The following is a 17,876-nucleotide window of genomic DNA, read 5'->3' on the forward strand; positions in this document are numbered from 1 at the left end:
TTTTTTAATTCAGCCGATGCTCGATCAAACTTTGAGGTATCCAGCTTTACACTAACGTCCATCATCCCCACCCTGCTGCTGTTCTTGCAGCTTCAAGCGCTTGTGGTTGTAATACCAATTCACAATGAACCCACTCAAGGCAATCAAGAAACCTCCAACCGCCAATAACTCTTGTGCGGCATATCCACCGACTACCGCTGTACCCGCAGCAACCGTCGTGGTTGCACTGGCGACCTTCTGAACCATGGCTTCCCTCGCTGCCTCTTGAGCTACAGTGTTCACCGCTTAACCTCACTCACCCATGACTTCACGAAATAGAAGCCGATGATGATGCTGTAAGGCTGCACAACCACATCAACGAGCAGGCCCTTTAGGTCTGCTACAAAAGGCGCTTTGAAAGCCATGGCCGCCGCAATAAATAAAACCAGCAACGCCCAAACCAATGTCACCAGAAAGGCAATTAATCGTCGTGCCCTGTTCTGAGGCTGCGTGGCCTCCAGGTACTTGAGATACCAACGGGATTTTTCCTCATTGGTAAACCACACCGCATCCACAGTATTTACAGTGGCATCCAGCACCTTGCCCGCAGACTCAGGGCCAGCAAATAAACCCTTAACTCCAGACCAAATACCCATCACGGATACTCCGGCACATAGTGCGTAATTGTCAGATCAAACTTAGGCGGCAGTAGTTCTCGTAGTTGCTGCATCGCCCTGCGGGAGTGCGTCACCCACCAACCACCGGGCGCCAGGTTAGAACCAATTCCAATACAGCCCTACACATCCGCCGAATAATTCGCGGTGTGGATCAATATTTTTGTACGGCCAGGGACTTCCTCTAGCTCCCACACATTGGGGAACCTCGGTGAGTTATAGGGATTACAGGAATAAACCCCTTCAGGAATACAGCTCTCGAACGGACGATTCCCCAACCACGGGCGCTCTACCGTATAAAACACACAGTCGCGCACTCTCAGTCGCCCCAATGTGGCATCAGGCCCATAGGCGAATCGTTGCAGGTTGCAGTTCATGAATTTCCGCTCGCAGAGCTAAGGAATAAAAAAACGGCGCCCACAAGAACGCCGCCAAGTACAGGTGACGGAGCAATGAAAAATAGAAAGTCAGAAACGAAAAAACCCGGCTGGGGGAGCCGGGTTTCTGTTGCAAGCGGAAATACCGCAAGCTAGAAAAAAAGTACCATCCTGGGTCAAAGTCTGTCAACCCACTTTCAGAAACTTTTCTTTGTAACCCTCCACAATCTCAGAAACAGGACCCAGGGCACGCGCTGGTAGCGGGTCCAAACGTCTCTGTAATTTACGCCAAATATTCTTCCACTCCAGATCCCAGGCAGGTTTATTACAGCCAACAATAGCGCGGGCCTGCTTCACATCCACCTTACGCCCATTCACATCCCGCAACGCACTCGCACTAATACAAAATAACGCCAGCTGGCTAACCTTATCCCTCGGGTGCGGCTCCTCCCACTTATCGAATTCAGACATCAAGTACTGCAATAGCGCCGCCCGCTCTTTAAATCTTTTTGCCGGTGGTGCATAGGCAGCCATGCCCCAGCAGTAAGCCAGTGGATCACTTTGTCTCAGCTTGGCAACCACGCTCTGAATGATTCCCTTCTCACAGGAATCCATAACTCGTCCACCGCTACCCTTGCCTACAACCGTTTCAACACCACTCACCCGAGGCGCATCAATGCGGCAAATCACCTGATTAGCCTCTCCCTGCACCTCACCCCGAATAATTAACTTCCGCCCTCGCCGAGCCTTTGAGGTGACCGTGCTCCTATTGCCCATAGCCTCATAATCAAACGCCGCCGCAGAGCCATCAAAGGCATCATGCCAAGCCTGTCTCGCTGAATCGAATCTCATGCCACCTCCCCCAAGACTGTAAACACTAACCCCAGCTGGCCCGGCAGGGCCCTATCACGCAGCCACCTGAAAACGATCGAAATACTCCTGAAAAACCTTCCTCGCCACATGCAAATTATCCCGGTGGAAAGTCCCCAAATAATCCTCATGCACCTCTCGGATTTTATTTTGAGTCACCACCGTATGAGCAAACACCAGATCCACTTGGCGCGGGTTATCCGTGCGGAATGCCGCTAGGGGTCTACTCGCAGCGGTTGTCATAATTCGCTCTGTCGCCTCGATGAGAGTCACAACGGTCATAGCATCGTTCCTTGAAAACCCGTGTTTACCAGCCAGTGTCTGTCAGCATTTCACCGATGGGGCGGTCCCGTGTTCGCTGCTGAGGCACGGCCCGCTGTGGTGGAATAAACTTCTCGCGCCTCACCCAATTGCGCCACACCGCCAACCAATCACGCCGCACCCCCTGCTTGCCTGACTGAGATTTCCAGTAATCACCAAAGCTAGCCGCAATGTCGTAGATCTGGTGCATCACCTCTGGCCGCGTCTTGGCCGCCTCAGTGTAAAATTCTTGGGTTAACTGCCAATCATCGGGAAGGCGAGTACCACGCTTCGATGGCGGGGCGGATTCCTGACGGAGAGCAAGGGCACCACCCTGACCGCTCTCTCTCTGGTTATTTTCTAGATTGGTTACTTTCTTAGTATCTTTACTTTCTTGTGTCGGCAAATCCGGATACGGTAAACCCGTATCTGGTAAATCCGTATCCGGTAAATCCGTATCCGGTAAATCCGTATCCGGTAAATCCGTATCCGGTAAATCCGTATCCGGTAAATCCGTATCCGGTAAATCCGTATCCGGTAAATCCGTATCCGGTAAATCCGTATCCAGGTTTTCAGGAAGTGGATCAGCATCTCGTGAGGTATCAGAGATTTCATAGTCTGTACCGACTATTTTTCCCCGCTCACCACGCCGAGTAATTCGCTTGCAATATCCAGCATTAATCAACTCACCTAACAGCTTGTAGACCTTATCCCTGCCCTCCTGAGCCTCTTTAGCCAATGCCGAAGGGGAAACTTCCCAATGATCAGGCTTTGACAACAAGTGCAGCAGCAAGCCGCCAGCCGCGAAAGAAATACGGCGATCGCACACAACCGAATTAGCAACCACCAAGTAATTTGATGATGGCCGAGCACTTCGACGAATCATGCCGCATCCCCCTTGGAACAAAGTAATTTGAACATAGTTTTTTTACCTATCCTTGATTTCACTCGTCGTGCATAGTGAATTCCACCGATCAGAAGCACCCAAGACGCAGAGACTTGTTATCGTTTTTCCCCGGTCGTCAGCTGGTTCTCCGACCCTGTATGAATCCCCATATACCGCAATGCATTCATCCCAACCCTCATTCACCGCAGAATGGCAGGACTACAAAATGGGGATTTGAAAATGATCGTTATTCTGGTTTCACTGGAAAACCCGCGTGGGCTTAACTTGCCTGCCGTACTTCTGGCATACCTTGCTGATCAGCAGCTTCAAACAGCTGAACCAGCTCCGGGCAAAGATCCACAGCCCGAACCACACCACCTGCCACCGGCTCCGCGCGCAGAGCCAATTCAGCTGACGCACCATGTTTTTCATTCAGTAAGTTTCTGATGGTGGGCTCACTGATTCCGAGGGCTTTCGTTTCCACCTCCTGTAGCTTGAACTGGGGTATTGGTATATACCGGCTCTCCAAAAATATCTGGGCGTAGCTCATAGCGGGTAACAGTCTTATCAGTTGCACGTTCAATCTGAGAGCACCAGTGCGGGGCAACCTTCTTTCGTCCGGTTGACCATGCAGAAACCATCCCCTGGGTAACCCCAAGGAGTTCCGCCAGGCGTGCTTGTGTGCCTACTTTGTTCACCGCATTTTTTATTGCGTTCATACGCATATTAATACCTCAGATATTAATATCAATCAATACCCAGGGTATTTGTTTTTCAATAGTCGCGCTATTAACCTCAACCGATGAATAAATCGAAACGCAAACTCACTGAAAGCGAATTGCAGCTGTCGGAAAGCCTCCGGCGCATTTGGCTTGCAAAAAAAGGGGAGCTTGGCCTCAACCAAGAGAAAGCTGGCGCGGCCTTGGGAATTACTCAGGGCGCAGTTGGACACTATTTAAACGCCCGCATTGCTCTCAACACCGAGACAATCATTAAGTTTGCCCAGCTACTTCATGTCGAGCCTAGTGACATTGACCCTAATCAGGTAGTTAAATTGGGAAGGCGATCAAATCCAAGCGCCACTACTGAGGACGTATTACAAGGAGTTAGCAATGCATCAGGAACCCAATCTCCAATCCCACCACACCGTACTACCGTGCCGCTGATTTCATCTGTGCAGGCTGGAGGGTGGGCAGAAGTTGTAGATAACTTTCAGCCTGGAGACGCTGAAGAGTGGCGGGAGACAACTGCAAAGGTTGGCCCAAATGCATTTGCCTTACGCATTGAAGGTGACTCAATGACCTCACCTGCGGGAGTTAGTATTCCCCACGGGTCGATAGTGATTGTTGACCCTGACGTGGAATACACGAACGGTTCTATCGTTGTTGCCAAATTGATTGATGTGCAAGAAGCCACCATCAAGAAGCTCGTAATTGATGGCCCCAACAAATACCTCAAACCTCTTAACCCGAACTACGCACCAATCCCGATTAATGGGAACTGTCGCATTGTGGGTGTAGCAAAAAAAGTTGAAATCGACCTATAAACCATGAAGAGGTGGCCCTTACCTCTCCCTGGGCCACCCTTGTGGCCCTCCCACCTTTAGCCTCAGCTTAATCAACCCTCTTTATCCAACCTAAATCTCTGGCGCGCCTTAATACTTGAACACCACAAAATAATACCCAGGGTATTTACATAAGAAGTACCCCTGATATTATCTGTTGCAGAAATATGCGGAAACCACCAAGGACAGGGCACCCAAATGCACACCGCCAAGCACCTCAGACCACTGGCCCCACGCCAGGCCGAAGCGCTGACCCATCGAGCGCGTGGACTCTCCAATCGCGAGACCGCCCAGGCGATGCGGTGCTCCGTCACCAACGTTACCAACCTGCTTGCCGAGTGCTTTTACAAGCTGCACGCCCGCAACAGCACAGACGCGGTGGCCAAAGCGGTTAAACACGGATTAATTCAGCTCGCCTTAATCGCCTCGATCATTAGCGGTATTGGTGCCGATGCACAGGAACAACTGCGCACCCGTATCCAACGCCGCCCCTCTGTTCGAACTATCCGTATCCGCAACAACCGGGAGGGAATCGCATGACCGCCACCGTGTTTGTACACCCAACGGCTATGAGTAAAAGCAATATTGAACGCCTTAAACGCCGTATTGCATTGATCGACTGCGGCAGCCACAAATCGCAACGTATCCACTTGGTGCAGCCAAAGCCCGCCGCCGTACAGCCTGCTCACAACGACTGGCCACCGTTTGGAGGTGATGCCGCATGAATACTTTTAGTCCCACCCAGAGCGTAGAAACCCTGCTCCACGTAGCCAATAGAAACTCCGGCGCGAGTGAAGTCGCCGCACAGGTTTTGCTTTCAGCCTGGAATAGCAGGGATTTCGCCGTCCCCGTTGCCAGCCTCTCCCTGCTGGATGGCGACAACTATGAACACGCAATCAACGTAATGAATCTGCGCTACCACGGCAGAGCACCGCAAAGCGTAATTGCAGACGGCGAGAAAAAACTAAACGCCCTCTACCGCGAATGGAACCACCTGGAAATACAGAGGAAGGAAGCCGCGTGAGCCAAACCCAGCCGCTCCCGCAAATGCCCTGCCACCACTGCGGAAAACCCGCAGAACCCGTATTTAACGGGCAATTGCAATTACGCGGCTGGAACTGTCAGCCCTGCCGATACTGGGAGCCGGCCATCGGCAGAGAAAGGACGTTCAAAAAAAACGGGGTTAAGCCATGAGTGAATTTAGCCGGATTTTAGAACTTTACGAAGAGCTAGCACGCACAGTACAGCTACAACAAATCCAAATAAATCAACTGCGCAAACTCGCAGCTCAACAAGCCCAAACCCCACAAATAAAACCCAAAAAACAGGAGGCAGTGTGAAAAAGGTAAAAACCTTCACCATCACCCAGGCCGCCAGAGAGGTAAAACTGGGTAGAAATACCCTACTGAAATTAATGCGGGAAAACGGCTTGCTGCATAACCGCGAACCCATGCGCAACACGCCAACAAAACAGGCTGTTTCGCAGCAACTGCTCATTGCAGAGATCTCCGAATATAACCGCGGTCCGGTAAAGGTGCAGTACATCACCACCAAGGTAACCGCTAAAGGCATGGTCTGGATTCGCGACTTTGTTGAAGACAAGCCAATACCCAAAGCCAGCTAAAAATTTAACCGCGCCCAGGCGCATCAGTCAGCTGTAACCGTTAGGGCTGCCGGTATGGAGCCCATTTTAAAAATGGGAGAAACCAATGAAACGATACGCTCTATTTAGCGGCGCCTACAACCTAATGATGGGTGGCGTGAAAGATTTTAAACAGTCATACCACACAGAAAAAGAAGCCTTTGAAGTGGCAACGCAAATTGCCAAAAACGATATTTTCACCCGCTGGGTACAGATATTCGACAAGAAAATAGACACCGCAAAAATTTACAGCGTAGTGGATGGAAAGCTAAAGGAACGGAAAGAAAAGACCTGCCCGGCAGGGCTTTTCGAAAGCACCCAGCCCCAGGCCTGCTGAAATTAAATGCCGACCTAAGCCCGCCCAGTGCGGGCTTTGTGGGTAGAAGAGATTGAGGAATAGAGAATGGCCAAGCGCAAACCCCGCAAACCCATGAGCAGACAGGCTCAACATGCCCGCTTGGTTAACCGCTGGCTACCCGGTTTAATCCTCACCGCGCGTAGCAGTACCGGCCTGGATACCGATGGCGATCCCATTTTAAAAATCACCCACCGACGCCAACGTGGCGCCGTGGGCGATATCGCTCGCGCAGATTACCAGCATGAAATATTGAACTGGCAACACCACTGGCTGGTAACGGTATTTGTTGAGTGTAAAACCCCAGAAGGTGAAACCTACACTGATTCAACCGAATTCGAAGCCTACGGTGTCCGCCTTAATGACCTTGCCGAATTAGTGCGCCCAGAATTGGACACCATCCAAAACCAAGCCAACCCCAACCACTACAAAGACCACGGTTGGCAGGCGGAGATTCTGCCGAATCGCAAACAGGAAAAAGGGAGAGCCGCGTGAAGCTCTGGCAATCCCTCACCGGCATCGCCGCGTTGATCTTCTGCGGCACCAGTCTCGTGTTTACCGTGCAGCTGTGGGTATCCATGCCCGCAGGCCTGGGCGGGCAGCTGGTGGCCGGTGCCACTGCGGTGGCCCTGGAGCTGTGCAAATTCAGCTTTGCCCCGCTGGGCCTATGGCTGTGCAGCCAAGGGCAAAAGAGCGGCTATGCCCTGCTTTGCCTTTGGCCCCTGCTGGTACTGATCAGCATTGTCGCTACCGTTGGATTCCTCGCCACCCACAGCGAAGAGCAGCAACAACGCAGTACCCGCAACAGCCAGGAATACCAAGCGCTGCAACAGCAGCTCAACAGCCTGCAACAGCAGATCAACACCTTAAACGGCCTGATCAATACCGATGCCAACAACGGTTACCGCCAACGCGCGCTTAATACTGCCGCACAGTTATCCACATTGGAGACTGAGCGCACCCAGCTGATAGAAAAGCTATCCACAATCGAGCAAGCACCCAGCACGCACAGCGCCTTTAACAGCTTGGCGGGCACCCTCAAGGCAGACCCGGCAAAGGTTCAGCATATTGGCTTCCTCGTCCTGGCGATCATCACAGACATCGTAGGGCTGGTCGCATTGCTCGCATTTAACGCCGCTGCAACAGTTGTAAAACGCGCCACTAAACCGTTGCAACAGCCTGAAACGGTGGAAACACAACCGTTACACACCGCTCACCTCAATGAAGAACAACAGCAACTGGCCCAGCGAATCAGTGTTGGGGAGTTCGGCCCGAAGCCAGTGATGCGCAACATCATTAAAGATCTACGCCTTCGCTACGAAACCGTTAATCCTGTTTTCAAAGCACTGCAACAAGCAGGAACACTCAATAAAAATGGCCGGGGATACTTCCTGGCGAGTCAGGGAGGGCTGCCCAATGGGTAAGCTGGTTAAAGGGATCACCTGGGCCAAAGAGCAATTCGAAAAAGGCTCCCGCCCAGGCAAAGAGAAAATCTTGGAGTGGATAGAGGCCGAGCATATCCCCGGCCAGATCATCGCCGGGGAGCCCTATGTGGATGCCGACCGATTCGCCATACGCGACCATACCGGCAAAACCCCAGCCCAGAACACCTCCGCCAACGATGGCCAACCCAAGACCGGGATGGACCTGCTGGCGGGCTAACCCCAATTAAATAGAAGTAGTCGAGCAAGGAAATGGCCAGACCAAAGAAGCCCCGTATGGTGGGTGAGACTTTATTACCCGATAACCTATATCCAGATTCACGCGGGCGGGAAAACTATTGGCGCTATCGTCGCCCCGATCTAACGGATAAAGTTTTCTCTGCATCGCTTGAAGAAGCTATACGCATGGCTGAGCAAGCTAATGCTCAACGAGGTATAAAGGTAGAACGCAAGCCGGCGAAAGCGCCTGATAGAGCTAGCTTTGCCTACCACGCTGCACGCTATATAGATTGGCGCATTGAAAATGACCCACGCCTATCCAACAAGTCCAGCTGGCGCAATCGTTGTAACGCCCTGAAAAGGTTTGGCGAAGACTTCGAAGCCATCTCTATACATAAAGCCAAATTGGCTGACTTGCGCAAATGGTGGGAATCCCTTACCTATCACCAGCAACATGCGCGCCGCGCGGAGTTTAATAAATTCTTTAATTTCCTAATGGCCGAGGGATTATGCAAGCTCGAAAGCAACCCCTTCACCACAGCCGATGACCGACCGCGCCTGCTGGAAAAAGGAAAGCCCATTAAAAAGCGCCAACGCTTAACCCTGGAAGCTTACTGGACCATCTATGAAAAGGCTGGGGAATTAGGCTATGAAGCGCTACAGGTTGCCATGGGTATCAGCATGCTAACTACCATGCGCCGCGCTGATATTTGTGAGCTGAACTTTGAGAAACATCTGCAAGGAGACCACCTTCGCAAAACGATTAATAAATCCGAAGCACAACGGGACAGCCTCGCCGCCAGCCATTTAAGTTTTAATTTAAAAACCCACCAACAACTTGGCAAACTTATTAGCCGCGCCAGAGAACTCAGTCTAAGAAATTACCGCTGCCCCTACATACTGAGCCACACACCCAAGCAACGGCGGACAGGGAAAATTAAAGAGCATGTTTGCCAGGTAATCCCCGACCGACTGAGCGATATGTTTACCGAAGTTCGCAACGCTACTGGACTTTATATCGGCTTGCCCAAAGACCAAACCCCACCCAGTTTCCATGAAGTGCGCAGTCTCGCCTCAGACCGGTTTAAGCGAATGGGGTACGACGTAAAATCAGTACAGCAATTGATGGCGCACACAGATGAGCGGGTTACTCAGTCTTATCAGGCGGGACACGGTATTGATTATGAGGAGATTAGTATCCATTTGGATGAGCAGGCTATTGGAAGAGAGTTTTAGAAAATTAAAATCCTGATGAAACAGCCCATAAAAAACTTCAATATTTTACCTAGCGTCCCCAAAGGCATTACACTATATTCAGAACAGCAGCAAGAACTTATAAAGTTCCCACACTCAAAAATAGCTTTTTAGTTGACCTTTGACATCAGCTGATAGTTCCTACAGGAAGGTATAATTGACTCACCAGAAAAGGCTGAACTTAGAAACTGTAGAGCCATTTATTTCCATATCTTTGACAAGTAGATTCTCTCACTTACCTAAAATCATTCACTCAACCTGATCTCAGCCAGAAACTAGGAGACTATAACCAAACCAATAATGCCCACTTCAAACCCCTATCCTTTTACGAATGCGCTTAAAATTTAGACTTAAGAGTAGCTCCTTAAATGAATTTGAATCCTTCCTTTTCAAGCATGATAAATCGATGAAAGATATTTTTTTCTCTTTTAATCTATTAAAACATAGAACCTCCCTCCGCATAACATCTTCCTCCGACTCACTTTTCTTCCTTATACCTGAATACAAAGAGGCATCTGAATAAGGGTTTTTGATTTTTCCATCTAAAAACATCTGATAAAGAAGCAGCCATTGCTCATCAATAGCATAAAGATCTTGAGAGACTATTTGATTGGCAAATTTAATAACTTTATCTTCACACCCACCAATCAAATACAGCATCGTAATTGAAATACAATCTTGAGTCTCGATTATTTTATCCACAATATTCTCTGACAATCTTACCAAACAGTGCTTTCTCAGGAGGTAAATTGTCCAAGACATGCCATCCGATCTAGCACAACTGATATTTTCAGTGAGAATCTTAAGTAAGCGACCTTCAAGATCAAACCCTTCAGTCACATTTAAACCAATTAGTAATGGGTCAAGCAATGGAATTATCACTGGGTAATGGAAGGCTAAATTAAGCGCATACTTTACCAATGAGAGCCTGGCTTCAATATCGACTCTGGAAGATATCGCCTTTACAGCGAACTTTAGAACACTACCATCAGGTGTTTTTCTTTGAATTGAAACTGCGTAATCAAGATACCTCGTCGCCTCAAGAAAGGTAACTTTTTTTGTTTTAGGAAGTCTAGTACTTAGATCTGCAACCCAATCATCACTTGCTGCTTCAGGCAACTGTAAAACGTAAGTTTTATTCAAATTTAAAATTAACTTGAATCGCTTTAACTCTTTGCCCAAGTCGGAGATAAAACATTCCGCTTCCTCATTAGATTTACAGTATCCTGTATAGTCATCAATGTAACGGCTGAATGAGTAACCTGAGCCCCTCAATCTTTCATCGACTCGCTGCAAAATTGATTCTGCGAATATATTTGAAGTGGCAGGCCCTATGGGAACTCCCATTGTCTCATCTCTTTTACATTGGCGCTGAAGTTTATCCAGTTTGTTGTACCACTCGTTTGGGTCTTGATTTTTTTTGGCTTCAGAAAACCCTACAAGCGCCCACGGGATTGCATGCGTATAAATTGAATTGAAAAAATTTGATATATCAGTATGGACTACAAACTTCATGCCTAGCGACTTGTTCAAGTGTCTATGGGAAAATCTTTGAGAGCTATCGTAATCCATGATTATCAAGCGACCATCTTTATGGGCTTGTGGCTTTATAATGCTCGAAGTATTTTGTTCAATACTTGATATCTCCTCCCAATTTGACTGAATTTCAAGACACAACTCAGCGTATGGCCTCGGATGCGGTATTGATAGTGCTCTAGGAACATTCGTAAACCTCGTGGACCGATATTCCACTTGATCATAGCCACCTGCTCGAGCTTTAACCCCACGAATTACTGACTTCGCGACTTCCTTATCGAACATTGAAGAGTTAAAAATCGGGGGAATCTCTTCACGATCCTTTTTCTGCACGGGAAAGTAATTCCACTTCAATAATGAATCGGAAATGTCTTCCTTTTTTAGCATGGTCCTTCACTACCTGAGAATTTCAATTCATTTAATAGATACTCATTTATATCACCCATCCTTACAAATTACCCCTCCAATCACACAAAAATCTTAGGGAAAACGCAGTCCCCATAACTAGTAGTATCTAAGAAAAACAGATGAGCAATAACTACTTTTAATCCTTAACCTCGAAAATAGAAAGTGAGATCAACCTTACCCTAGGAAAGAAAAATCAGCTGGAAAGAAGTACTAAGAGGGGGAGATTTCAGGCGAAAAAAAAGGGCCCGAAAGGCCCTTTTTTCATCCCGCATAAGTTTGTGTGCGGGTTTATGTACAGTTTGTGTACACCTTGCAGAAGTCAATTTCTCTTCTTCCGCAACCCCTTGATAGACAAGGGAAATTTGGTGGAGCTAAGCGGGATCGAACCGCTGACCTCAACACTGCCAGTGTTGCGCTCTCCCAGCTGAGCTATAGCCCCAAATCCTTTTTGCTTTGCTTAACGTTTCCGTTGAAAGCGAGGCGCATTTTAGCAAGGTTTAGGCGCCTGTCAACAGAAAAAATAACTTTTTAATCAATTAGTTAGCGTCAAACCCGGAACAGCCCCCTGCCGGGGGCTGTGAGTACTTATGGGAGTAAGGCGTACTCCTTTTCCCAGCGCTTGAGCACTTTCTTCCCGGCGCCACCTAGGGCGTCGATGGCCTGGCGCAGGCGGGCGCGGCTGAGGTCGGGGCCCAGCAATACCATAGCGTCCATTACTGAGAAAGAGGCGGTGGTGCCGCTGATGGCGACAAACAGGGGCGCGTTGAAGTCCTTGAGCTTGATCTCCATGGCCGTGGCCAGAGCCTTCACGGCCTGGAAGATGCTGTCGCGGTCCCAGGCGCGTAGGGCTTCCAAGCGCCACAGGGCGAATTGCAGCAACTTCTTCTGCTCATCCAACTCCAGCTTGTTCCCCTTGAAGCTCTCTTCACTGAGTGGCAGCTGGCCCGCGGCAAGGAAACTCACCAGTGGTGCGAAGTCGCCAAACGTCTCCATGCGCTCCCTGGCGTGGGGCAGTACCTTGAGCAGGTTTTCGCGGTTAAACATCCAGTCGATCAAACGGTCGGCGAGCTGTTCGTTCTCCAACTCACGAATCCACAGACCATTCAGCCAGGACAGTTTTTCCACGTCGAATACCGGGCCACCCAGAGAGACGCGGTGAATATCGAAGTCTTCCAACATTTCTTCCAGTGAAAACTTCTCGCGCTCATCGGGCATGGACCAACCCATGCGGCCCAAGTAGTTGAGCAGGGCTTCGGGCATAAAGCCGGCGCGCTGGTAATAAAGAATAGAAGTAGGATTCTTGCGCTTGGACAGCTTGGTTTTGTCCGGATTACGCAACAGCGGCAGGTGGCAGAGCACCGGCATATCCCAGCCGAAATATTCGTACAGCAATTTGTGCTTGGGTGCCGAGTTAATCCACTCTTCCCCGCGCAGGACGTGGGTGATCTCCATCAGGTGATCATCTACCACGTTGGCCAGATGATAAGTGGGCATACCATCGGACTTAAGCAGAATCTGCGCATCCACTTGAGCCCAGTCGATCTCGATAGAGCCGCGCAGCAGATCTTCCACCACGCAAGTACCGCTCTCCGGTACATTCATGCGCACGACGAAAGGGGCACCGGCGGCACGACGTTTTTCCACCTCTTCTTCCGGCAATGCCAAATCGCTGGGTTTCAGTGAGGTGCGCCCGGCTTCACGCAAACCTTCGCGCAACTGTTCCAGTTCTTCTGACGTGCGATAGCAGTGGAAGGCGTGGCCCTTTTCTACCAGCTCATCGCAGTGGGTTTTGTAAATATCGCCGCGCTCGCTCTGGCGGTATGGGCCGTGCGGGCCACCTACATCGGGTCCTTCCTGCCAGTCCAGCCCCAACCAACGCAGGCTGTCGAGAATCGCCTGCTCAGATTCCGGAGTGCTGCGCTGCTGATCGGTGTCTTCGATACGCAACACAAACTGGCCACCCTGGGCACGGGCAAAACACTGATTAAACAGAGCGATATAGGCGGTACCAACATGGGGATCACCGGTTGGAGACGGTGCTATTCGGGTTCTTACGGTCATGACAAACCTGACTGAGGGTGAATGAAGGACTCTAAAGGCGCGAGATTATAGCGCTGGCCGGGCGTTCGGCACAGGCGCGGAGCTTTTAACAGAAAGATCTTTTTGACGCCATAAATCAAAAATCACCCACAAATGGCGTGACTTAGATCACAAAAAAAGTATTATCCCCGCCACAAAGATGGAATAGCTTGACTAACGCAGTACCCCTGACCCGTGCAGGATCTTCGCGAGCAGCTTTTCACAGAACGATAAATCAACGGCTCAGGAAGATACGCCATGCACAAAAATGTAGTTCGTTCACTGGTCTCTGCGCTCACAGCAGGCATCTTTTTCAGCACCTCGGCAGCCACCATGGCAGCCACGGCTGACTCAAGCAGCATAATTAAACTAGAGTTCACCCCAACTATTGAAATTGCTGCAGTTGGTGATATTTCAATTACCGATCCCGCGCTGGGTTCCAATGCGGTTGCCAGCGAAGATTTTTGTATTGGCGGTTTTGGCTTCCCTACCTTCAGCATCACCTTCGAAAGTAATGACGGTATTAACGATAACGCATTCAGCCTTTCCGGCAACGGTCTCGATGTACCCTACAGCGTAGGCTTCGATAACAGCACCAGCGGAACCTTTACCCAAGTCAACGAAGGTCAGGCAGTCACCGGGCAAACCCGCAATGCCGCTTCCTGCAGTGGTTCAGACAACGCCAGATTCCAGATCACTATTGCCAATGGCGATTGGCAGACCAGCGATGTCCTCAATGGCACCAGCTATACCGATACCCTGCTGATCACCGTAGCCTCTGAATAATTTTGCGGTGTGACCGGGTAGGGTCTCGAGCCAAACCGGTCACCGTCTATGGCAGGATGTCTCAATAAATGGCATGCGCTGGTTTTTTGCCTGGCGCAGGCCATTCACACCGATACCTTCGCAGCCACAGCAGCGACTTTCCTGCTGGAAACCTCTGCGCCGGAAGGGTTTGATACACTAATCGAACCACAGCAGTTGCTGGCGGATCTCTACTATGGCGGCCGTTATATCGGCGCAGCGCAGATTACCGCTGACCCCACCCATATTCATTTCGACCAGCCCGAATTATTACTCCCGCATCTGCCAGAATTACTGGATAGAGCGGCGGTGCTGACGGCAATCAGCAAGCCTTTGCTCAAAAACTCGCAGTATTTATGTCGCACTACCCGGCAAAAGCACTGTGGCTACCTACTACCCGAACAGGTGGCCGTGATTTACGACGAGAGTCGCTATCGGCTCGACCTGTTTTTTTCCGCAGACCTATTGCCACAAGAAGCGGCTATTACCGATCCTTATCTCCCTGCATCTACCAGTGCGTTTTCGATTGTTCAAAACCTCAACGGCACCTGGAGTGGAGTGGAAAGTGATCGCGGAGGCAACAGCCACAGCGCAACTTTGAATGGTAATACTATCGTCAGTTTCGGCGAGGGCGCCCTACACGCCCGTTGGTCCGCCGCCACAGAGCAGCACAACCAAATTGGCGCACTGCATTGGTACAGGGATTACCGCGGAAAAGCCTACTCAGTTGGTTTATTACAACCCCAGGGAGGCTGGCACTATTTCGGCAGCCAAAACACACTGTATGGACTGGAGTTGCGCAGCTCACAGCTCAGTCGCACAGACACCAAACACCGGCAGGGTGCACCGCTTGAAATCAATATGCCGGTGCGCGGGCGCGTGGAAATTTATCGGGATAAGCGGCTGATTCACACGGAAATGCTGGAGGCCGGTAACCGCCTGCTTAATACCAGTACCCTGCCCCACGGCGCCTACGAAATAGAAGTGCGCACCTTTGATGAGATGGGCCGGGCATTGCACCGTCACATTGAATTTTTTACCAAGGATTCCCTGCTGCCCGCCCCTGGGGAGTGGTCCTGGAATTTTCACGCGGGGCAGCCTGCGCATTCCTTTAGTAATACGCAAATGCTGCCCAAGCGCTACGATGATTTGTTAGTGCAAGGATCTATTTCCCGCCGGCTCACCAGCAATCTGGGGCTCTTTGCTGCGGCGAGCTCTACGCGGGAGCAACAACTCTATGAACTCGGCACCCGCTGGGTAGGGCATTACTTTGAGATTTCGCCGAGCCTAGTGACCAGCGACGATGGACGCAGTGGCCACAGGATTCAAGCACTGCTGAAAACGCCTTTCGCCACACTGAGTGCCATTGATACCAGGCTGGATAACGCCACCATTTTTAATGAGCCGAATAGCCTACAGTTACTGCCCAGTGGTTATTCACAGCGCAGCCTGGCTGTGCAGAGTGGTCTATTTGGGGGGCAACTGGCTTTGCGTTTGCGCGAGCGGGATAGTTCCTACCATTTACTACCCGGAGAACAGGCCGATAGGCTGGAAAGTGCACGCAAACTCACCACGCTCTCTTTTAAGCGCAATATTTTCAAAAGCGCAAAGTGGCTCGGCAGCGCAACCCTCTCCTATAGTGAGGCCGACGAACATGAGTACACCGGCCTGGAAGTAGAATTCCGGCGGCGCTCCAAACACTGGCAGCACAGCGCAAATCTACATAGTGAACGCAGCAACCACAGTGGCCGTGAACAGCGGTTGGCCCTGCAAACCCGCTGGCACGATAGAGACTTATGGGCTGCGGAATTTGAGCAACAGCTTTCCGCGGAGAAAAGCACACAGACTCGCTACTTAGAAAGTCGCAGTTATCTCGCCGGCCATTTCGGTTATTTAAACAGCACCTTGGGTTTTAATAGCGATAACACCGGCAAAGCTTTCAATTACCTGGGCGGTTTCAGCACCAATTTGATTGCAACGGGGAATACCCTCGCCTGGGGCGGCGAGCGCACATTGGAAAGCGCAGTCATTATTGAAATTGATGGGAGTGATCAGCAGGATTTTGAAGTGTTAGTGGACGGCACCCGACGCGGTTATGCCAAGGGCGGTAAAAAATCTGTCATCAACTTACCCGCTTTTAAAAGTTATGACCTCTCTCTGCGTCCATTGGATAACGGTTTCTTCGATTACCGCGAGCAGAGTGAAACCTTTACCCTGTATCCCGGCAATGTGAACGCCACGACCTATCAAATAGAGCAACAGCGGCTCATTTTGGGGCGCCTTACCGATATGGGAGAGGGATTGCCAAACACCCGTCTTTCCATCGGCGGACACAGTACCACAACCGATCAGTACGGCGTATTCCAGCTGGAAATCAATACAAACCAGAAAAGCCTCCTCTCCCAGGAATTAACCTGGGATTTGTGCCGTGCCCCCATAAATATTCAGTCTGCCGGAGAGAATTGGTTGAATATCGGTACCATTGAACAATCCGAGGCAAGCTGCCAAGTTGAATACACCGCGGAGGTAATCGGTGCGCAACGTTAAAGACCTTCTCGGCAAACTCCTGTGGCTGAGTTTGCTTTTTCTGTCTTGCTATACACCGGCCCAGGCACAAAGTTGCTCCAGTAATGACAGCTTACGCACCTGCAACCTTGGTGGCACACACAGTCTGAATTACCAACCCAATACCAAGGAGATAGCCTTTACTTTGCGCAGCCGAAGCGCATTCAGTGGCCGCGCCTTCTCCTACTATGCAGAGCTTGCGCCTTTGAGTGGGAATAGCTTTACACTGACTGCCGACAATGGCGATATCCTGGATATATCCTTTACCCTAGACCCCAGCAATAGCGATGCCCAGTCGCTCACGCTCAACACTCTCGCAGGCCCTTTTAACGGTAGCCGCAACGATACCAACGCCTCTCTTTTAGTAGAAATTGACAACGCCAAAACCCCCTCCTCCAATCAATACACGGGAAGCTTCCAGTTAACCCTGGAGCAATACTTCCTTGTCTTCGTGACCGATAGCGAAACAGTAGACTTTGATATCATTTTGGAGGTGGAGCCAAACATTACCATTCGCCATCTGGGGGATGTTGACCTGAGTAATTCGGGTATCTCGTTTGGTCAGGCGATTGAGGGGCATGAAGATTTTTGTATAGGTGGTATTGGCTTTGATCGCTACAAGGTCAACCTATCTAGTGGTAATGGCAGTACGGGAGGGACTGGTACTCACCCCTTTGCTCTGCGCGGGGCCAGTGAGAGCATTCCGTATTCAATCAGTTTCTCTGATAATTTAAATAGCAATAACTCAAGTTTCCCAGGCAGCCAGGGTGACATTGCCGGCTCTTTTATCCGGCGTACCGATGAATCCTGTATCAATGAAAATGCCAGGGTCTATATCACCGTAGCCCCTTCCGACTGGGAGCAGGCCGGGGAGCCTATTTATACGGACGTACTAACTATTACGGTCAGTAGTCAATAGTTA

Annotated in this window: 24 protein-coding genes and 1 tRNA gene; 14 read left to right on the forward strand and 11 right to left on the reverse strand. The window is 50.3% G+C overall.

Features of this window, described 5'->3' with window-relative positions:
• Positions 1 to 51: 51 nt before the first annotated feature.
• The 8 genes from ACCI51_RS06225 to ACCI51_RS06260 form a co-directional block, all read right to left on the reverse strand.
• Positions 52 to 282 (reverse strand): holin, encoded by a 231-nt coding sequence (locus ACCI51_RS06225; RefSeq protein ID WP_226648993.1) that lies wholly within the window; start codon positions 280 to 282, stop codon positions 52 to 54.
• On the reverse strand, positions 279 to 635 hold the full coding sequence (locus ACCI51_RS06230; protein WP_252084500.1) for a hypothetical protein: 357 nt from the start codon (positions 633 to 635) through the stop codon (positions 279 to 281). Before ACCI51_RS06230 ends, ACCI51_RS06225 begins: the two co-directional genes overlap by 4 nt.
• Before the next feature lie 140 nt (positions 636 to 775).
• Positions 776 to 1,030 carry a DUF5675 family protein gene (locus tag ACCI51_RS06235; RefSeq protein ID WP_371842979.1) on the reverse strand — a complete coding sequence of 85 codons (255 nt, stop codon included), beginning with the start codon at positions 1,028 to 1,030 and terminating at the stop codon, positions 776 to 778.
• A 186-nt stretch (positions 1,031 to 1,216) separates the two neighbouring features.
• Complete coding sequence (locus tag ACCI51_RS06240) at positions 1,217 to 1,882, reverse strand: hypothetical protein (protein ID WP_371842980.1); 666 nt, start codon at positions 1,880 to 1,882, stop codon at positions 1,217 to 1,219.
• A 54-nt stretch (positions 1,883 to 1,936) separates the two neighbouring features.
• Positions 1,937 to 2,182 carry a hypothetical protein gene (locus ACCI51_RS06245; protein ID WP_371842981.1) on the reverse strand — a complete coding sequence of 82 codons (246 nt, stop codon included), beginning with the start codon at positions 2,180 to 2,182 and terminating at the stop codon, positions 1,937 to 1,939.
• 25 nt (positions 2,183 to 2,207) lie between these two features.
• Positions 2,208 to 3,086, reverse strand: a complete 879-nt coding sequence (locus ACCI51_RS06250; RefSeq protein WP_371842982.1) for a hypothetical protein — start codon at positions 3,084 to 3,086, stop codon at positions 2,208 to 2,210.
• A gap of 280 nt (positions 3,087 to 3,366) precedes the next feature.
• On the reverse strand, positions 3,367 to 3,570 hold the full coding sequence (locus ACCI51_RS06255) for a hypothetical protein (RefSeq protein WP_371842983.1): 204 nt from the start codon (positions 3,568 to 3,570) through the stop codon (positions 3,367 to 3,369).
• Entirely contained in the window at positions 3,542 to 3,811 is a 270-nt protein-coding gene (locus ACCI51_RS06260; RefSeq protein ID WP_371842984.1) for a transcriptional regulator, read from the reverse strand. Before ACCI51_RS06260 ends, ACCI51_RS06255 begins: the two co-directional genes overlap by 29 nt.
• 77 nt (positions 3,812 to 3,888) lie before the next feature.
• Here ACCI51_RS06260 and ACCI51_RS06265 point away from each other — a divergent pair, with 77 nt between their 5' ends.
• From ACCI51_RS06265 to ACCI51_RS06315, 11 genes are all read left to right on the forward strand, one after another.
• Entirely contained in the window at positions 3,889 to 4,632 is a 744-nt protein-coding gene (locus tag ACCI51_RS06265; RefSeq protein ID WP_371842985.1) for a LexA family protein, read from the forward strand.
• Between the two features lie 216 nt (positions 4,633 to 4,848).
• Positions 4,849 to 5,190, forward strand: coding sequence for a LuxR C-terminal-related transcriptional regulator (locus ACCI51_RS06270; RefSeq protein ID WP_371842986.1), 342 nt, complete (start codon positions 4,849 to 4,851; stop codon positions 5,188 to 5,190).
• The gene (locus tag ACCI51_RS06275; RefSeq protein ID WP_371842987.1) at positions 5,187 to 5,375 is read left to right on the forward strand and encodes a hypothetical protein; all 189 of its coding nucleotides are present in this window, start codon (positions 5,187 to 5,189) and stop codon (positions 5,373 to 5,375) included. The genes ACCI51_RS06270 and ACCI51_RS06275 overlap by 4 nt, the downstream gene beginning before the upstream one ends.
• Positions 5,372 to 5,674, forward strand: a complete 303-nt coding sequence (locus ACCI51_RS06280; protein ID WP_371842988.1) for a DUF7673 family protein — start codon at positions 5,372 to 5,374, stop codon at positions 5,672 to 5,674. The genes ACCI51_RS06275 and ACCI51_RS06280 overlap by 4 nt, the downstream gene beginning before the upstream one ends.
• Before the next feature lie 166 nt (positions 5,675 to 5,840).
• A complete protein-coding gene (locus ACCI51_RS06285; RefSeq protein WP_371842989.1) occupies positions 5,841 to 5,990 on the forward strand; it encodes a hypothetical protein in 150 nt (49 codons plus the stop codon).
• Positions 5,987 to 6,274, forward strand: coding sequence for a phage antirepressor KilAC domain-containing protein (locus ACCI51_RS06290; RefSeq protein WP_371842990.1), 288 nt, complete (start codon positions 5,987 to 5,989; stop codon positions 6,272 to 6,274). Before ACCI51_RS06285 ends, ACCI51_RS06290 begins: the two co-directional genes overlap by 4 nt.
• A gap of 85 nt (positions 6,275 to 6,359) precedes the next feature.
• Entirely contained in the window at positions 6,360 to 6,629 is a 270-nt protein-coding gene (locus tag ACCI51_RS06295) for a hypothetical protein (RefSeq protein ID WP_371842991.1), read from the forward strand.
• A gap of 66 nt (positions 6,630 to 6,695) precedes the next feature.
• Positions 6,696 to 7,142 carry a hypothetical protein gene (locus ACCI51_RS06300; RefSeq protein ID WP_371842992.1) on the forward strand — a complete coding sequence of 149 codons (447 nt, stop codon included), beginning with the start codon at positions 6,696 to 6,698 and terminating at the stop codon, positions 7,140 to 7,142.
• Positions 7,139 to 8,071 (forward strand): hypothetical protein, encoded by a 933-nt coding sequence (locus tag ACCI51_RS06305; RefSeq protein ID WP_371842993.1) that lies wholly within the window; start codon positions 7,139 to 7,141, stop codon positions 8,069 to 8,071. Before ACCI51_RS06300 ends, ACCI51_RS06305 begins: the two co-directional genes overlap by 4 nt.
• Positions 8,064 to 8,309, forward strand: coding sequence for a hypothetical protein (locus ACCI51_RS06310; RefSeq protein WP_371842994.1), 246 nt, complete (start codon positions 8,064 to 8,066; stop codon positions 8,307 to 8,309). The genes ACCI51_RS06305 and ACCI51_RS06310 overlap by 8 nt, the downstream gene beginning before the upstream one ends.
• A gap of 32 nt (positions 8,310 to 8,341) precedes the next feature.
• Positions 8,342 to 9,544: a tyrosine-type recombinase/integrase gene (locus tag ACCI51_RS06315; protein WP_371842995.1), complete on the forward strand. Its 1,203-nt coding sequence runs from the start codon at positions 8,342 to 8,344 to the stop codon at positions 9,542 to 9,544.
• 327 nt (positions 9,545 to 9,871) lie between these two features.
• On the opposite strand, the gene drt4 is transcribed toward ACCI51_RS06315, so the two are convergent.
• The 3 genes from drt4 to gltX form a co-directional block, all read right to left on the reverse strand.
• Entirely contained in the window at positions 9,872 to 11,485 is a 1,614-nt protein-coding gene (drt4, locus tag ACCI51_RS06320; protein ID WP_371842996.1) for an antiviral reverse transcriptase Drt4, read from the reverse strand.
• A gap of 384 nt (positions 11,486 to 11,869) precedes the next feature.
• A tRNA-Ala gene (locus ACCI51_RS06325) sits at positions 11,870 to 11,945 on the reverse strand.
• Between the two features lie 146 nt (positions 11,946 to 12,091).
• Complete coding sequence (gene gltX, locus ACCI51_RS06330) at positions 12,092 to 13,567, reverse strand: glutamate--tRNA ligase (protein ID WP_299586812.1); 1,476 nt, start codon at positions 13,565 to 13,567, stop codon at positions 12,092 to 12,094.
• 276 nt (positions 13,568 to 13,843) lie between these two features.
• Between gltX and ACCI51_RS06335 the strand changes: the two genes are divergently transcribed.
• The 3 genes from ACCI51_RS06335 to ACCI51_RS06345 are packed head-to-tail and all read left to right on the forward strand — an operon-like array spanning position 13,844 to position 17,873.
• Complete coding sequence (locus ACCI51_RS06335) at positions 13,844 to 14,371, forward strand: hypothetical protein (RefSeq protein WP_299586809.1); 528 nt, start codon at positions 13,844 to 13,846, stop codon at positions 14,369 to 14,371.
• Positions 14,372 to 14,419: 48 nt separating this feature from the next.
• The gene (locus ACCI51_RS06340; RefSeq protein WP_371842997.1) at positions 14,420 to 16,936 is read left to right on the forward strand and encodes a TcfC E-set like domain-containing protein; all 2,517 of its coding nucleotides are present in this window, start codon (positions 14,420 to 14,422) and stop codon (positions 16,934 to 16,936) included.
• Positions 16,923 to 17,873 (forward strand): hypothetical protein, encoded by a 951-nt coding sequence (locus ACCI51_RS06345; RefSeq protein WP_299586804.1) that lies wholly within the window; start codon positions 16,923 to 16,925, stop codon positions 17,871 to 17,873. Before ACCI51_RS06340 ends, ACCI51_RS06345 begins: the two co-directional genes overlap by 14 nt.
• Positions 17,874 to 17,876 lie beyond the last annotated feature (3 nt).

It is taken from the genome of Microbulbifer echini, assembly GCF_041447225.1.
Taxonomy (GTDB): Bacteria; Pseudomonadota; Gammaproteobacteria; order Pseudomonadales; family Cellvibrionaceae; genus Microbulbifer; species Microbulbifer echini.

Excerpts from the sequence above, each read along its gene's own strand:
- ACCI51_RS06230 (WP_252084500.1), bottom strand. The coding sequence starts at position 635 with ATGGGTATTTGGTCTGGAGTTAAGGGTTTATTTGCTGGCCCTGAGTCT.
- ACCI51_RS06265 (WP_371842985.1), top strand. The coding sequence starts at position 3,889 with ATGAATAAATCGAAACGCAAACTCACTGAAAGCGAATTGCAGCTGTCG.
- ACCI51_RS06295 (WP_371842991.1), top strand. The coding sequence starts at position 6,360 with ATGAAACGATACGCTCTATTTAGCGGCGCCTACAACCTAATGATGGGT.
- ACCI51_RS06310 (WP_371842994.1), top strand. The coding sequence starts at position 8,064 with ATGGGTAAGCTGGTTAAAGGGATCACCTGGGCCAAAGAGCAATTCGAA.
- ACCI51_RS06245 (WP_371842981.1), bottom strand. The coding sequence starts at position 2,182 with ATGACCGTTGTGACTCTCATCGAGGCGACAGAGCGAATTATGACAACC.
- ACCI51_RS06270 (WP_371842986.1), top strand. The coding sequence starts at position 4,849 with ATGCACACCGCCAAGCACCTCAGACCACTGGCCCCACGCCAGGCCGAA.
- ACCI51_RS06300 (WP_371842992.1), top strand. The coding sequence starts at position 6,696 with ATGGCCAAGCGCAAACCCCGCAAACCCATGAGCAGACAGGCTCAACAT.
- ACCI51_RS06260 (WP_371842984.1), bottom strand. The coding sequence starts at position 3,811 with ATGCGTATGAACGCAATAAAAAATGCGGTGAACAAAGTAGGCACACAA.
- ACCI51_RS06235 (WP_371842979.1), bottom strand. The coding sequence starts at position 1,030 with ATGAACTGCAACCTGCAACGATTCGCCTATGGGCCTGATGCCACATTG.
- ACCI51_RS06250 (WP_371842982.1), bottom strand. The coding sequence starts at position 3,086 with ATGATTCGTCGAAGTGCTCGGCCATCATCAAATTACTTGGTGGTTGCT.
- ACCI51_RS06240 (WP_371842980.1), bottom strand. The coding sequence starts at position 1,882 with ATGAGATTCGATTCAGCGAGACAGGCTTGGCATGATGCCTTTGATGGC.
- ACCI51_RS06335 (WP_299586809.1), top strand. The coding sequence starts at position 13,844 with ATGCACAAAAATGTAGTTCGTTCACTGGTCTCTGCGCTCACAGCAGGC.
- drt4 (WP_371842996.1), bottom strand. The coding sequence starts at position 11,485 with ATGCTAAAAAAGGAAGACATTTCCGATTCATTATTGAAGTGGAATTAC.
- ACCI51_RS06280 (WP_371842988.1), top strand. The coding sequence starts at position 5,372 with ATGAATACTTTTAGTCCCACCCAGAGCGTAGAAACCCTGCTCCACGTA.
- ACCI51_RS06285 (WP_371842989.1), top strand. The coding sequence starts at position 5,841 with ATGAGTGAATTTAGCCGGATTTTAGAACTTTACGAAGAGCTAGCACGC.
- ACCI51_RS06340 (WP_371842997.1), top strand. The coding sequence starts at position 14,420 with ATGGCAGGATGTCTCAATAAATGGCATGCGCTGGTTTTTTGCCTGGCG.
- ACCI51_RS06275 (WP_371842987.1), top strand. The coding sequence starts at position 5,187 with ATGACCGCCACCGTGTTTGTACACCCAACGGCTATGAGTAAAAGCAAT.
- gltX (WP_299586812.1), bottom strand. The coding sequence starts at position 13,567 with ATGACCGTAAGAACCCGAATAGCACCGTCTCCAACCGGTGATCCCCAT.
- ACCI51_RS06315 (WP_371842995.1), top strand. The coding sequence starts at position 8,342 with ATGGCCAGACCAAAGAAGCCCCGTATGGTGGGTGAGACTTTATTACCC.